The sequence below is a fragment of the Bacillus sp. JJ1532 genome (assembly GCF_036965085.1).
GTDB lineage: Bacteria > Bacillota > Bacilli > Bacillales > Cytobacillaceae > Cytobacillus.
The window spans coordinates 1-15,170 of sequence record NZ_JBALOW010000041.1; the positions used below are offsets into that span (position 1 = coordinate 1).

Genomic DNA, 15,170 nt, shown 5'->3' on the forward strand with positions numbered 1-15,170 from the left:
GATTCTAAAATTTAATAAAATAACCATCAATAAATTAGACATATGAATTTAACTACTAACTTCCTTAATATCCGATTCACTTCCCGCTAACTTTTTACTTTGCTCTTTCTTGTACAAACTTATTGTAATGTACAAAAGTGTAATAAGTATCCAAGTAGCTCTAATTCTATTAGCACTACTAGATGAAATACCAATTAGAACGAATGCAGGAGGAAAAGACATTATACAAAGAGTTAACAGTGAAGGTAGTTTCCACTTATATGCTTTAAATAAATATATGAATATCAAAATAATTCCACTTATAATAATGACTCCAAACTCAGACATTATTTCTAGGAAAAAGTTGTGCACGTTAATACCCAATAGATTTATACTTTGACCTGGACCGATACCTAAGAAAGCAGAATTAAAAAATGCCTGAATAGCCTCCTTTGTTAGACTTAACCTCAACAGATCACTCTTTTCATTTCCAGGTGAGCTAATCATTGACACTAATTCTGTTAATGAGTAATTATATAATACTAAAAGGCTTGCAATTAGACCTATGAAAGTCAACATAATAGATATAATAGTAAAAAAATACTCACTATTTTTGTTTATAACTAACAATATATAGATTAGTGTAAAACTCATGCAATATAGTACCATACCATATATAGGAGCCCTTGCATCAATTTGAATTAGCACAAATACTGATGCTATAATTATAGCAAGCGTAATAATCCAATTTTTTTTAGTAAGTGCGTAATTTAAAATAACTGAGACAATACCACAACAGATGAATGTTGCAAGATCATTCCCATTTACAAATACACTTACTGGTTTATTACGATAATATAACTGATCTATATCACTTAAAGGAACTATATGATTTCCAGTAGCTATCTCCCAAAAAGCTATAAGCAAATTTATTATTAGACCTAGTATTAAACCTCTATTAATAAAAATTAAATCATCAATACTATGAAGATTTAGTGCTAACATAATAACAATAAACACATTAACAACCAAAGAAAAATAACTAGAAATAGCATAATCGTTTTGTAGGATAAACAACATTTGAAGTGTTGCATAAATAAACCAAAGAGTAAAAAAAGAAACGTATTTTTTTATGTCATAGGTCGGAATTCTTATTTTATTATTGAGATATTCTAAAAAAAAGAGCACCATAGTCAATATAGCCAACACCCAAGAAAGTTTTATCCCAAATAAATTAAATGTTTCACCTAAACAACTAGCCGTCACCAGTCCGAATAAAGCGTATTTTGTTTTTGAGACATGTCTAGATTTTTTGATTGATTTGATTTCCTTCTGGCATCCTCTGTTTTTACTATAAACACCTATTACCATCCTTTAATACACCTTTCGTATATAATATTTAATCTGCTAGTAACAGGTACTTCGGAGTATTGCTTAATAGTATTTTGGCTTATTCTTTCCATATTATAACTACGATAATTCTCAACCATTTCCTCCAATGCTTCTGTTAACTGGTTCACATTATCTACATCTATTAATATTCCATTTTCTTTATTTATTATATAATCTGCCCCGCCGTTCCTTGTTCCAATAACCGGCTTACCACAAGCCATTGCTTCAATATACACAACACCGAAGGTTTCAAATGCACTTGCTAGCACGAATACATCACAGACTTGCATCTGTTGTGCTACTTTTTCTCTAGACATTGCTCCAAGTAAAGATATTTGTTCGTTCATCCCAAGATTATCTATTTGTTCTTTTAATTTACTATATAATGTGCCTCCGCCAACAATTTGTAATTTAATATGACTTTTACCCTTAAAAGCTTTTGTAAAAGCATCTATAGTTAGTCCAAACCGTTTTCCAGCATTTAAATTTCCAACACTACAGAATATAAATTTATTTGTATTACCTTTTTTCCCCTTATACTCAAACAATGGAGATACAATATTTGGTAGAACTTCAATTGTTTGTTTTGCCCCTGTCTTTTTAATTACACTTTGCTTAAGTCCTTCCCCAACACAGATGAAAGCTGAGGACAACTCTACACACTTTTTTAGATAAAATATTTCAATAGATGACATATTATTTTGTATAATACTACTTGAATGTTCAGTAATAACTACTGGTATATTATTCTTTTTACCTAGCTCACAAGCACAATAACCAGCAGGCATATAAGAATGTGCATGTATTATATCAACTGTTTCTTCATCCTGTAGTATTTTCCGGAACATTCTTTCTGTTCGTCTTAAGAAGCTCTTAATCATAAGTTTTTTAACTCTATTAATTCCAAATGCAGGCGTTACATAGGAATATACTATTACACCTTCATCGTTAAACTTTTTAAATTTAAAATTGTCCGGATCAAAATACCTATGTCTATCCTGATAAGTTACATTTAACACTATTACATGATGTCCAGCGTTTTTTAAAGCAATAGCTTGTTCCCTAAAAAATGATCCACTAAGCCGATTTCCTTTACTAGGATACCAAGAGGGTATTATTAGAATATTCATTATCAACTTACCCCTCATTCATATAATCTTGCTGCTAACTTTCTATAATCAAGCAATTCATATGCAATCTTAAAAGAAGCTTTGCTCATTTCTTTTAATTTCTCAGGGTTTTCCCCTATCTTCTGAAATACACTAACCATATCTTCTACAGTTTTGACATAAAAACCATTATTGTCTAAATAAGGTCCATGACTTTTATGAGGAAAGAGCATAACTGAACACCCACAGCAAATTGCATTTTGCATTGTTGCCGATTGGCTACCAGGCTGTAAATACATATCAGAAGCACATAGGTAATTAATAATTTCCCCTCTATTTTTCCATCCTAAAAACCTTATTCTTTCATCAGCTTCAATTAATGGGTTAACTTCCTCAGCAACAGTATTTGGAAGAGAACCAACTAGAATTAGTTTAAACCTTTCATTCTTCACTCTTTTAAATGCTGTTAACAACTCCTTGGTTCTCTTCTCTGCACTCATTTTGCCAGAATGCATAAATACAATATCATTTTCTTTAAGGCCTAGTTCTGTGCGAACTAATTCTCTTTTCTTTCGCCGTGTAGAAGACTCTATAATAACTCCTCCCAACGGATAAAACTCCAATAAATTTTTTGGAATATGATAAAGTTCTTCTAAAAATAGAAATGATTCGTAGCTAACACATAACACTTTGTCTACGTAGGGCAATATTTTTTTTACAATTAATCTGTTAAACCACTTATATTGAATGATCCTTGAGATACTATTTCTAGCTGAATTATTATAATCTTCATGACTATCGATATATAATTTAGTTTTGGGGTTATCTCTTTTATATCTAGCTACTGTTAACATTTCCCAACCAGCAACACCATGAAATAAAATTACGTCTGGTGACAGCTGCATTATTATACTATTTAAAGCAGAAACTTTGCGTATTTTACCGCTTATAAAAGTATTTATTATTCTGTCATATTCTAATCGTATTAATCTAATACCATTGGTTAGGATTTTATCTTCAGCATCAGTTCGAACCATGCTACCATTTTCATACTTGTTACAATCAGAGACTATTATTACATTATGGCCATCTTTAACATTTTGATCCGACAGAAAGTTTTCTTGATAGGTCATTCCTTCCGTATAGGCTGATGCAAGACATACATGTAATATCTTCATATCTCCTCCTGATAAAGTTGCAAGTATTTCTCACACATCTCAGTTTTTGAATATTTTTTTAATCCATAGTTTGAACATTCTTGCTCAGATTTGAAATACTCATCATTAGTTAACGCAGTTTTTAAGGCCATTTTTAGTTGTTTTATATCACCGTACGGGACAAAAGTTCCGTATCCTTCCGGAGCCGTCTCTTTAGTACCTCCTTCATCAAAACCAATTATTGGAGTTCCACACGATAAAGCCTCAATACATGTTGTCGGGAAATTTTCTTTTTCACTGCAAATAACAAAAACATCTGCCATTGAATAATATTCAGCAAGTTCATGTTGGTTATTAGTTTTACTTAGAGCTATAATATTCTCCCCAAAATTTTCACTAACGTCTTTAACACCTATAAATATGAACTTAATTTTAGTACCTTTCATCCTTTTTGCTAGGTCTAAAACCCAACGGCCACCTTTACGAGCAGACATCAAATCAGGGGCTACTGCAAGGACTATCTTTTCATCTGTAATATTATGCTTTTTTTTTAGATGTCCATAAGATTTTGGATGAAATACATTCTTGGTATCAATTCCATTGTGAATAACGCGTACATCCTTGTCTTTTAAAAAGGACTCCTTCACTCTATCTGCCAACCATTTTGATGGTGTTACAATTGTAAGATTGTCAAATCCCTCAAACAGTTTTTTCTTATAGTTAAACATTTTCTTAGTAAAATCAAAAAACATACTCGAAGGATATTCTTTCAAGCGGGGGCATTTTCCACATTCTGTCTTCCATTTATCACAATCATAAGCATATCCACATTTTCCCGTATACATAAACTCACAATGAAAGGTCCACACAGTTTTAATATTTTTTTTCTTTAAGTGATTCATCACCGGTGCAATATTAACAAAATATGCATGAAGTTCATGTATATGAACAACATCAGGCTTAAACTCTTCCATGAATCTAATCAGCTTTTTCGTTGCAAAATATGAATAATTCCCTGTAAGTCCTGTTACTCTTGTTAGAAATGCATGAGCATATACTTCCAAATTGCTACTAAATTTAAATACACCTGGTTCATCTGCAATTGGGCCTCTACCGTAACAGACTGCTACAGTATGTCCCTCATTATTAAGTGAGTTATACAAATCATATACGATTTTTCCGGTACTGCTATTTTTGTAATTTACATCAATCAGTAATATCCTCATTTAATCACCATCCCCCCATGAGGCACTTATTCAGCGCGTAGTATGTCACCCAAAACTCTTAATTAACGGAAATTCCGTTTCTCAACTCCAAGTTTTTTAGCTAGTTTTATTGAAAATTCAATTAAACTTAAAGAATTTTTATAGTCTTTGTAGGTCTTATTTTTACCATTAATTATTTCCTCAAGCTCACCTTTTGTAATCCCTAGCTTCATTGCAATATATTCCATGTCTTCTTGCATAATTTCTTCGTTATACGGTGATTCTACTAACTTTTCTAATGCTTCATCCCTAGTCATCTGTCCAGTTAAAATTAAATTGGAAAAATAAGACTTTCTCTTGTCATAACCAAATTTTTTGGGTAAATAATATCCTTCATAGAATCTTGTAAAGATATTTTCATAATGTTTATTCTCGTATTTTTCCCAACCAAATTTGTATTTTAATTCCTTTTCAGCTGCATCCTTATCATAATGAATAATATCTAAAGGAGCTACACGCTTCATTCCCTTAATATAGGCATAGTTTAGTCTATACTTAAACATCCCGCACATTGGAAGTGTCTTTAACTTAACTTTCCCAAACCTTTTGTGGATGTCCTTTATTAATGTAAGATCATTAAGATGAACCCACTCTATCGGTGGTCTAACACATTCCGTAGCAATGTTGGATCCAGTTAAAACATATTTCATACCATTCTTCATTGTATAATTATATAACCCAGCAAAAATAACATGGTCTTGTGGGAGATCTTGATAAGCAACCTGAGATTTAAAAAAGGCCAGTTGCAAATCTTTCATTTCATCCGGGTTAACAACTTCAGTGTAGATATCTAAATCTAATGCTTTAACAAGCTTTTTTATATTCTCTTCGGCTACATTTAGGTTCCATCCAGTATCAACTGAATACAGTAAAGGTCTCAAACCCATCTTTTCTTTTGCAATATAAGCTAAATAAGAACTATCTGTACCTCCACTAAACCCAATAATACAATCATACTTTTTCCCCTTACCAGCCTCACGGATTTCTTTTGAAATTCTTTCAAGTTCGGCTTCATTTGTCATGTTTGGCTGCCAATCGGGTAAGATATCATTAAAATAGCTATTACAATAATCACAGACACCTTTTTCATCAAAAACAATTTTACTATCAGTTGTATCCATTACACAGTTTGAACAAATTTGATAGTCTCGTTTTATCATAAACTATTCTCTCCCTTATTTGCCCCAAACCACTCTATTAACATAGTCTGTATAAGACAATACAATTCTTAATACTTTTTCTGACACATTAGGCATACTATAGTCCTTAACTAGTCTCAAGGTTTCTCTATCCTGCGTTTCTAAAATTTCTAACCCTTGTAAAATTCTTTCTTTCTTGAGTCCTACCATCATTACCGATGCTTCTTCCATAGCTTCTGGCCTTTCATGAGCTTGTCTTATATTAAGAGCTCTAAACCCAAGAATAGAAGATTCTTCGCTTATTGTTCCGCTATCACTTAGTACACCTTTTGCCTTAGTTTGAAGTTTCACATAATCATTAAACCCTAAAGGTTTCATTGTTTTCACTAAAGGATTAAATTCTATCCCCTTAATCTCAATCATTTTTCTAGTTCTAGGATGTGTACTTAAAATTACAGGCATATTATACATTTCTGCAATTGCATTTAAACTTTCAACCAAATCTAAGAAATTAATATCCGAATTAATATTTTCTTCTCTGTGAGCCGATACTACAAAATATTGTCCTTCTTCCAGTCCCAGTCTCTCTAAAACATCAGATTTCTCAATGTCATCTTTCCTAGAGTTAAGAACTTCAAACATAGGGCTACCCGTTTTTATTATCCTATCTGAAGGGAATCCCTCTCTAATTAGATACTCTCTTGCAATGTCGCTATAAGTTAAATTAATATCCGCTGTATGATCAACAATTTTCCTGTTTGTTTCTTCTGGAACTCTTTGGTCAAAACATCTATTCCCAGCCTCCATATGGAATATTGGAATATGACGTCTTTTTGCTGCAATTGCACATAAACAGCTATTCGTGTCTCCAAGCACTATAAAGGCATCTGGTTTTACTTCTTCCATAACAGGATCTATTTTAACTAGTATATTCCCAATAGTCTCCACCGCTGTACCAGTTGCTGCATTTAGAAAAAAATCTGGTTTTTTCAAATTAAAATCTTTGAAGAACACTTCGTTCAATTCATAGTCATAATTTTGTCCCGTATGAACTAGTGTATGTTCAATTGCATTCGACTCTTCCAATTTATTTATTACTGCTGACAATCTTATAATCTCAGGTCTTGTACCAACGACTGTCATGACTTTTAGTTTCTTCATTACTATACCTCCACGAAATAGGTGTCCGGTTTTTCTGGGTCAAAACATTCGTTTGCCCACATTATTGTAACTAAATCGCTTTTTCCGACATTTACAATAGAATGAGTAAACCCGGTTGGTATATCTACTACTTGAAGCTTTTTTCCACTAACCCTATATTCAATAATTTCTTCGGAGTCAATTCTTCTAAAACGGATTAACCCGTCTCCACTAACAACTAAAAACTTTTCGTTTTTAGTATGATGCCAATGATTTCCTTTAGCGACGCCTGGTTTTGAAACATTTACAGAAACTTGTCCTCTTTCAGATGTTCTCATAAATTCTGTAAAGGAACCTCTATTATCAAGATTCATCTTAAGATCATAGGAAAACTGATCTTCTGGTAAAAAGCTTAAATAGGTACTATAAAGTTTCTTAGTTAGACCATCTTCCATATTAGGAATACTTAAGTTTAATCTACTTTCTTTAAAACTCTTTATAATTTCAGCCAATTCTCCAAGTTTAATATTATGTGTTACTGGTACAACACATTGATCATCTTGCATAGTAGGATTTCCCTCAAGTGCTCTTATAAACTCCTCTAATACATCATCTATATAACAAAGATTCAACTCTATATCCGGATTATTTATCTTTATATCTAAATCTCTAGCTATATTATGACAAAATGTAGCTACCACCGTATTATAGTTAGGTTTACTCCATTTACCAAATAAGTTTGGAAGTCGATATATATAAACTTTTGCATCAGTTTCATTATAATAATTAAACAGTAAATCCTCTCCAGCCTTTTTACTTCTACCATATGGATTATCCTTTTCTGCTTGAATAGAAGAAGTAAAAAGAACGGGAGCCTTATTGCTATGTTTCTTTAATAGTTCTAGCAATTTAGATATCGAGCCAAAATTACCTTCCATAAATTCATTTTCTTCCTGAGGTCTGTTTACTCCAGCCAAATGAAATACAAAGTCACATTCCTTTGTATACTTTTCTAAACATGAATAATCACTATCTCTAGTAAACTCAAAAATATCATTATATCCTTTATTTTTAAGCTCATAGATAAGGTTTTTTCCCACAAATCCCCCTGCACCTGTTACAAGAATTTTCATCCGTACATACCCCCTTTAGTTCATGACATGAACCTTTTTATTCCATTCCATTAGCTCATTTTGCACATACTCTAATTCAAGTAATTTTTCTTTAATTTGTTCAATGCTAAGAATTTGTGTATTATCCGAATTATATTCTTCTACAGTAGTAAGCTTTAGATCTCCCTCTGCAAAATACTTATCATAGTTAAGATCTCTTTGATCTGCAGGAACTTTAAAGAAACCAGGTAAATCTTCCGCCTTCACATATTCCTCTTTAGTAAGAAGTGTTTCATAACGTTTTTCTCCATGACGGGTTCCAATAATTTTTATTTCATTATCTGCATTAAATAATTCTTTTACAGCTTGAGCAAGGTCTCCAATAGTGCTGGCAGGAGATTTTTGAACCATGATATCTCCAGCCCCAGCATTTTGAAATGCAAATACTACTAACTCTACTGCTTCTTCTAGACTCATAAGGAATCTTGTCATATTAGGATTTGTTACTGTTAAAGGCTGACCACTTTTAATTTGTTCAATAAATAATGGTATAACAGAGCCACGTGAGGCCATCACATTACCATATCTAGTTCCACAAATTAGTGTTCTATCTGGATCAACAGTTTTCGATTTAGCAACAAATACCTTTTCCATCATCGCTTTTGAGATACCCATTGCATTAATCGGATAAGCAGCTTTATCAGTTGAAAGACAAATAGCCTTCTTTACTCCATATTCAATAGCAGCCGTTAATACATTATCAGTACCTAATATATTTGTTTTTACCGCTTCTAAAGGGAAAAATTCACAAGATGGTACTTGCTTTAGTGCCGCTGCATGGAAAATATAATCCACCCCATGCATAGCATTTTTTACACTTGCTAAATCTCTTACATCGCCAAGATAAAACTTGAGCTTATCATTTTTGTAAAGATTCCGCATATCATCTTGTTTCTTTTCATCTCGAGAAAATATCCTTACTTCTTTGATATCTGTATATAAAAATCTCTTCATTACCGCATTTCCAAACGAACCTGTTCCACCAGTAATTAATAAAGTTTTATCTTTAAACATCATTTATCACTCCAAATTAGTTAGGGTGCCCTCTAACAACGACATAAATCTTTTTTTACTATAGTTTTTAATGTAGTATTTATATGAGTTTTGAGCCATTTTTTCTTTCTCATTACTATTACAGAACTGTATTATTAAATTAGCCAATTCACTATAATTTTCGGCAGCGCAACACAACCCACATTCAGCATCTTTTATTACTCGATTTGTCTCACCATTGATTGCTCCAATTATAGGTTTGCCAGCTGCCATATATGATTGCACTTTACCTGGCAGCGTATAAGAAATAGTCTTATTATTCTTTAAGGTTATTAACATTGCATCAGCTAACCCATAATAATGAGGCATTTCACTTACAGGCTTTCTTCCATAATATATAATGTTGTTTAATTCCATTTTTTCGCTAAGCAACTTACATTCTTCTAATCTAGATCCATCTCCGACTATATGAAAAACAATATTATTGTGCTCACGCAATACCTTTGCTGCTTTAACTATCGTTTCCACGCTCTGCATATCACCAATATTTCCAGCGAATACAAAATTATATTTATCATCTTTAGCAACTTCAATGCTTTCAGTAAACAAATCCTCAGCATATTGCGGTATATGGTGTATTTTTTTGTTTACTCCAAGAGTATTTCTGAAATATTCTTCAAACATAGTAGAAGTAACTGCTATGCAATCCGCTGAGTTATAAATCCATTGGGATATCCTCATAAAAAACTTATAAACTTTTGAACTTTCATTGATTCCACCAGCAGCTAAACTATCTGGCCATAGGTCAAGGCAGTAAAATAAAATCTTTTTTTTATGCTTTCTCTTATAAACAATAGCTGGGATCCCCATCATTACGGGCGAAAGTTGATTGACCAATACTACATCAAATTTATCTTTCATAAAAAATGCCTTCAGCGATCCTGATACTGCAAAACTAAGATAGTTTAAAAAAAGCTTTAACTTATTATTTCCACGACCTATTTCAAAACTCCGTATAACTTTTACACCATTTAACACTTCATTCCTTTTCTTACCATACCGGTAACCATCGAGTACTTGGCCCTCTGGATAATTTGGAAGGCCTGTTAGTACCGTTACATCATGTCCCTTTTCCACTAATGATTCACATATATCTGAAATGCGAAAAGGCTCCGGAAAGTAATATTGGCAGACAACAAGGATTTTCATTTAGCCAAAAGCCTCCAATTTCTATTGAACCTTTTTTATATACTCTTCAATTTCAAGTTTTAATCCTTCGGAAAGTGGCATAGGATTATAGGAAAAATCCTCTTTAGCAGTTTTATGTGAAAAACTTCTATCCTCACCCATTCTCTGAACTTTCTCTATATAATCAACCTTACCTAAAGTACAGATTTTAAGGAAATTAGCCATGAATACCCCCATCATCAAGGGTACATTTATAAAAATAGTTTTTTTATTAAGAATGCTGCTAATTAACATATACAAGTCTTTCATTGAAATAGACTTTTCACCTGATAAAATGTAATCACCTTTCATGATATTAGGCTTCATTAAAACCTGATAATAAGCCTTCCCCAAATCTCTCCCATTGACAGGTTGTAACGTATTCCCTCCCTGATTAATGATGGGAAATACTCTTAATTTATCCACCATTTTAATAAAAACAATCATATTCCTATCATTGATGTATCCGTAAATCATGGTTGGCCTTAAATATATAAGGCCTATCTTAGAATTACTTTCCTTAATAATTTTATCTATGTTTTTTTCAATATCCTTATATTCTTCTGATGCACTCTTATACTTTGAATAAATGCCAGTAGTATGGACAAGTATTGCTCTCTTAACATTGTTCTTAACAGCCGCCTTCATAAGCGTTATTGAATAAAAGATAGACGCTATATGCACAACTGTATTAACACCATTCATAACATCATTCATAAACTCTTGATTTTCTAAATCCCCAACTACCTTTTCTATATTTAATCCGGAATTATCTATCATCGTTGTATCAGAATTTTCTCTGATAGTACAACGAATCGGACCTTCGTAATTGTTTTTAATAAGCTCTTTCAAGAAATACTTGCCACTATGTCCTGTAATCCCTGTAACTAATAACATGTTTATTCCACCTCAATCTGTGTACTTTCCTGAAGAGCCTGTCACTCTTTGGTACTTGCAACTTCCTTCTTAGCTCCAGTGCCACCTTCAATAACACCATCACTCTTCAAAACACTGACGATAGTCCCAAAGAAGCACTTTATATCCATCCAGAGACTAATCTTTTCAACATACTCCCCATCTAACTTGGCCTTAACTTCTATAGGAAGCTCATCACGTCCATTAATTTGCGCCCAACCAGTCAGCCCTGGTGGAACATCATTAGCACTATATTTATCCCGTTCAGCAATCAAATCGTATTGATTCCACAACGCTGGTCTGGGCCCAATGATACTCATCTGCCCAACAAAGATATTCCAAATTTGGGGTAGCTCATCAAGTGAAGTCTTTCTTAAAAACTTCCCCACCTTCGTAATATATTGGTCCGGATTCCCTAATAAATGAGTAGGAGTATCCTTTGGCGTATCTATTCTCATAGTACGAAACTTCAATATATTAAAATGTTTCTTATTGATTCCAACCCTCTTTTGCTTAAAAAGAACGGGACCCTTTGAACCGAGCTTAATAGCAACTATAAGGATTAAGAAAATAGGAGATAAAACAATAAGTCCTATTAAAGAAAGAATGATATCTATCAGTCTTTTTATCTTAAAATACATACCTGTGGCACTCCTTGAAAAGTTATTTAGTAAATTAGGACTTAATCGGAATCCTCAATTCCTCCTTTTTCCAACCAACTACTAACCCACTAACATTTCATTCCTTGACAAAACAAAAAAACCTTGCCCATATATCAAAAATAACCTATATGAACAATGGCCCATTAATATTCCAACCCTTTATTTCACTAAACCCTTTCCTTTAATATCCTATAGATACTCTAACAACTTCCCTCTCAGCCCTCTATCCTTCAACAACCACACAATAGTAGTCTTAATAAACCTCAAATTCTCCCTAACATCATACCGCTCCCCTTCAAACCAATATGCACACACCTGCTGAATCTAATTCAACTCTGAATTGCATATGTAGCTGGATTTCCCCACCTGTACCTAGTTCATGAACACTCTATAAACATAAAAGTTTCTGAGTAAAAGTATAATGTCCTGTAATCGAAAGATTAGAAGGTGCCTCATAATTGATAAGAAGGATCAATTTTTCCATATCGACTTGTTACTTCCATCTGACACCATTTGAACTATATCATTTCCTGCAACACTGAAACGGCTTATCCTAATAAACTTCCGAGCACACAATATTGCATATCCTAATCCTAGAAAGTTAAAAATTCTTTTAAAGGTTCTCCAGAAATTATTATTTAAATCCTAAGATGTACTTTTTCAATTTATAGGTATCCAACCTACCCTCACGCCACACCCTTGACAACAAGCGTCTAAGGCAGAATAACTCTACCCACGGCATGACCGAGTGCCCCCATCGATAATGGTCAGGAGACATCGCCGAAAACATATTTTAGTAAACGAGACAAAAACAATTTTAAAAGACACATAAATACTTCTTTTTAACTCTTTCTGGTACATCTGTATACACTGAAGACCCGAAGACTAACAAGTCTTACAAATTGAATTTTACTTAATCCAACGATAATGACACATATTCTAAAGCTAGCGTAATTCATAAAAGAGAATAACAGCTCCCTGTCCATCCTATAATTCAAATCAAATAAACAGGGACTTAGTTATTTACTAATTCATGCGGCTATAAAGGATTTCAACAAATTTAGTTCCATTATCCGATTTCAACTTCACCTTTATATAAAACCCTATTCTTCTTCCGATTAGCCAAATTAATTACAAATTCTTTAATTTCGTCAGGTGATAACTGGTCATGATGGACCAAAAGATACTCAATCTCTTCCACCTGCTCCAAAACCGCTTTACCGATAAATATCTTCGGAAAAACCGCTTCCTTATGAACCTCACTTTCCCCGAGCAATTCCTCATACATCTTTTCCCCTGGGCGAATCCCCGAGTATTTGATTCCAATTTCTTCAATTGTGTAGCCTGACAGCTTAATGAGATTTTTCGCCAGATCTATAATCTTAACCGGTTCTCCCATATCTAACACAAAAATTTCCCCGCCTCGTGCTAAGGCTCCTGCTTGTATCACCAATCTTGAAGCTTCTGGAATTGTCATAAAATATCGTGTCATTTCAGGATGTGTTACAGTTACTGGTCCACCAGATTGAATTTGCTTTTTAAAAAGTGGAATAACACTTCCTCTGCTTCCAAGTACATTCCCGAAACGAACTGCAACAAATTTTGTTCTGCTCACATTTGCTAACTGCTGAATAACCATTTCAGCAATCCGTTTTGTTGCACCCATGACGTTTGTTGGATTCACGGCCTTATCTGATGAAATCATCACAAATGTCTTCACGCTAAAGGTGTCGGCAGCTTCCGCAACATTTTTTGTACCTAAAACATTGTTTTTCACTGCTTCCTTCGGGTTGTACTCCATTAGTGGTACGTGCTTATGTGCAGCTGCATGGTAGACCACATCAGGACTATACTCTTCCATGATTTCGAACATTCTTGTCCGGTCTTGTACATCCCCGATAACTGGGATTATTTCTATTGACCTTCCATAATGGTTACGCAGTTCCATCTTAATTTGATAGATGCTATTTTCCCCATGCCCAACAAGAACAATTTTAGTAGGGTAGAAGGAACATATTTGTCGGCATATTTCCGAGCCAATCGAACCACCTGCCCCTGTAACAAGCACGATTTTATTTAGCAAATATTCGGAGATACTATTGATGTCAAGTTCAATTGGTTCTCTGCCTAACAAGTCCTCAACCTGTACATCTCGAAATTGATTAATTGATACTTTCCCAAGCATAATATCTTCAAGCTTAGGCATTATTTGCGTCTTAGCGTTGGTTTTTGCACATTCATCAAAGATTCGATTTAGTTCTTGTTTATTTAAAGAAGGAATTGCAATGATAATGTTTTCTATTTTCAACATCTGGGCAGCTTTAACAATATGACTCGAATTCCCAATAACAGGTAAACCCAGAATTTGTAGGTTGTACTTCTTCCGATCATCATCAATAAAAGCAACAGGTCTTAACTCAGCATCATGACTGTTTAATAATTGTCGAGCTACCATGGTTCCTGCTGATCCAGCCCCAATGATTAATGTGAGTTTTCTGTCTACTTCTTCATTCCGTATGTAGCGGTCGCGGAACATCCGCCATGAAAATCGTGAGCCCCCTATTAGTAGCACATGAATCATCCATGTAATAAAAAGTGCGCGAACATAAATATCATTAAAAATAATAATCTGGATAATGGCAGTTGTAACAATAGAAAGTGTTACGGCTTGGACAATGGCTAGTAATTCCCGGACACTCGCATACTCCCACGCCTTTTTATAAAGCTTGTATAAATAAGCAAACAAATGATGGCAGACTAACAAAGTAATCGAACTTACCAATAAGGAGCCTAGTTTAAATATGCCTAAATATGGATGAAGCATTAAATAGCTAAAATATATTGCTGATAAGACAATTAAAGAGTCGAGCATACTCAAAAACGTCAGCCGTTTTTGATAAGTCATCAGCATATCCCCCTATTCCCAAAATAAAAATCCAATGATAAAACATACTACCATAAGATGCTTTACCATTAGATATTAAAATGTTCGATAAATACTGGCTCAATTCCGCCCTCAG

General features: G+C 33.6%; 12 protein-coding genes. All 12 read right to left on the bottom strand.

The features are described 5' to 3' along the window. Nucleotides 1-48: 48 nt before the first annotated feature. The gene (locus V7122_RS14090) at nucleotides 49-1,350 is read right to left on the bottom strand and encodes an O-antigen ligase family protein (RefSeq protein WP_335527269.1); all 1,302 of its coding nucleotides are present in this window, start codon (nucleotides 1,348-1,350) and stop codon (nucleotides 49-51) included. After that, on the bottom strand, nucleotides 1,344-2,501 hold the full coding sequence (locus V7122_RS14095) for a glycosyltransferase (protein ID WP_335527271.1): 1,158 nt from the start codon (nucleotides 2,499-2,501) through the stop codon (nucleotides 1,344-1,346). The genes V7122_RS14090 and V7122_RS14095 overlap by 7 nt, the downstream gene beginning before the upstream one ends. Before the next feature lie 14 nt (nucleotides 2,502-2,515). Next, nucleotides 2,516-3,658 (bottom strand): glycosyltransferase family 4 protein, encoded by a 1,143-nt coding sequence (locus V7122_RS14100; protein WP_335527273.1) that lies wholly within the window; start codon nucleotides 3,656-3,658, stop codon nucleotides 2,516-2,518. Then, nucleotides 3,655-4,863, bottom strand: a complete 1,209-nt coding sequence (locus tag V7122_RS14105; protein WP_335527275.1) for a glycosyltransferase — start codon at nucleotides 4,861-4,863, stop codon at nucleotides 3,655-3,657. Before V7122_RS14105 ends, V7122_RS14100 begins: the two co-directional genes overlap by 4 nt. A 62-nt stretch (nucleotides 4,864-4,925) precedes the next feature. Further along, nucleotides 4,926-6,062 carry an N-acetyl sugar amidotransferase gene (locus V7122_RS14110; protein WP_335527276.1) on the bottom strand — a complete coding sequence of 379 codons (1,137 nt, stop codon included), beginning with the start codon at nucleotides 6,060-6,062 and terminating at the stop codon, nucleotides 4,926-4,928. Nucleotides 6,063-6,077: 15 nt separating this feature from the next. Further along, on the bottom strand, nucleotides 6,078-7,202 hold the full coding sequence (gene wecB / locus V7122_RS14115) for a non-hydrolyzing UDP-N-acetylglucosamine 2-epimerase (protein ID WP_335527278.1): 1,125 nt from the start codon (nucleotides 7,200-7,202) through the stop codon (nucleotides 6,078-6,080). A 2-nt stretch (nucleotides 7,203-7,204) separates the two neighbouring features. Then, nucleotides 7,205-8,314, bottom strand: a complete 1,110-nt coding sequence (locus tag V7122_RS14120; RefSeq protein ID WP_335527280.1) for a capsular polysaccharide biosynthesis protein CapF — start codon at nucleotides 8,312-8,314, stop codon at nucleotides 7,205-7,207. A gap of 15 nt (nucleotides 8,315-8,329) precedes the next feature. After that, nucleotides 8,330-9,367 carry a polysaccharide biosynthesis protein gene (locus tag V7122_RS14125; RefSeq protein WP_335527282.1) on the bottom strand — a complete coding sequence of 346 codons (1,038 nt, stop codon included), beginning with the start codon at nucleotides 9,365-9,367 and terminating at the stop codon, nucleotides 8,330-8,332. A 6-nt stretch (nucleotides 9,368-9,373) separates the two neighbouring features. Next, nucleotides 9,374-10,555, bottom strand: a complete 1,182-nt coding sequence (locus V7122_RS14130) for a glycosyltransferase family 4 protein (RefSeq protein ID WP_335527284.1) — start codon at nucleotides 10,553-10,555, stop codon at nucleotides 9,374-9,376. 21 nt (nucleotides 10,556-10,576) lie between these two features. After that, entirely contained in the window at nucleotides 10,577-11,470 is an 894-nt protein-coding gene (locus V7122_RS14135) for an NAD-dependent epimerase/dehydratase family protein (protein ID WP_335527286.1), read from the bottom strand. A gap of 41 nt (nucleotides 11,471-11,511) precedes the next feature. Next, a complete protein-coding gene (locus tag V7122_RS14140) occupies nucleotides 11,512-12,129 on the bottom strand; it encodes a sugar transferase (protein WP_335527287.1) in 618 nt (205 codons plus the stop codon). A gap of 1,090 nt (nucleotides 12,130-13,219) precedes the next feature. Continuing rightward, nucleotides 13,220-15,055, bottom strand: a complete 1,836-nt coding sequence (locus V7122_RS14145) for a polysaccharide biosynthesis protein (protein WP_335527289.1) — start codon at nucleotides 15,053-15,055, stop codon at nucleotides 13,220-13,222. Between the last annotated feature and the right edge of the window lie 115 nt (nucleotides 15,056-15,170).

Bases quoted from the DNA above. Each gene is read 5' to 3' on its own strand.
- V7122_RS14090 (WP_335527269.1), bottom strand. From the start codon at position 1,350: ATGGTAATAGGTGTTTATAGTAAAAACAGAGGATGCCAGAAGGAAATC.
- V7122_RS14095 (WP_335527271.1), bottom strand. From the start codon at position 2,501: ATGAATATTCTAATAATACCCTCTTGGTATCCTAGTAAAGGAAATCGG.
- V7122_RS14100 (WP_335527273.1), bottom strand. From the start codon at position 3,658: ATGAAGATATTACATGTATGTCTTGCATCAGCCTATACGGAAGGAATG.
- V7122_RS14105 (WP_335527275.1), bottom strand. From the start codon at position 4,863: ATGAGGATATTACTGATTGATGTAAATTACAAAAATAGCAGTACCGGA.
- V7122_RS14110 (WP_335527276.1), bottom strand. From the start codon at position 6,062: ATGATAAAACGAGACTATCAAATTTGTTCAAACTGTGTAATGGATACA.
- wecB (WP_335527278.1), bottom strand. From the start codon at position 7,202: ATGAAGAAACTAAAAGTCATGACAGTCGTTGGTACAAGACCTGAGATT.
- V7122_RS14120 (WP_335527280.1), bottom strand. From the start codon at position 8,314: ATGAAAATTCTTGTAACAGGTGCAGGGGGATTTGTGGGAAAAAACCTT.
- V7122_RS14125 (WP_335527282.1), bottom strand. From the start codon at position 9,367: ATGTTTAAAGATAAAACTTTATTAATTACTGGTGGAACAGGTTCGTTT.
- V7122_RS14130 (WP_335527284.1), bottom strand. From the start codon at position 10,555: ATGAAAATCCTTGTTGTCTGCCAATATTACTTTCCGGAGCCTTTTCGC.
- V7122_RS14135 (WP_335527286.1), bottom strand. From the start codon at position 11,470: ATGTTATTAGTTACAGGGATTACAGGACATAGTGGCAAGTATTTCTTG.
- V7122_RS14140 (WP_335527287.1), bottom strand. From the start codon at position 12,129: ATGTATTTTAAGATAAAAAGACTGATAGATATCATTCTTTCTTTAATA.
- V7122_RS14145 (WP_335527289.1), bottom strand. From the start codon at position 15,055: ATGACTTATCAAAAACGGCTGACGTTTTTGAGTATGCTCGACTCTTTA.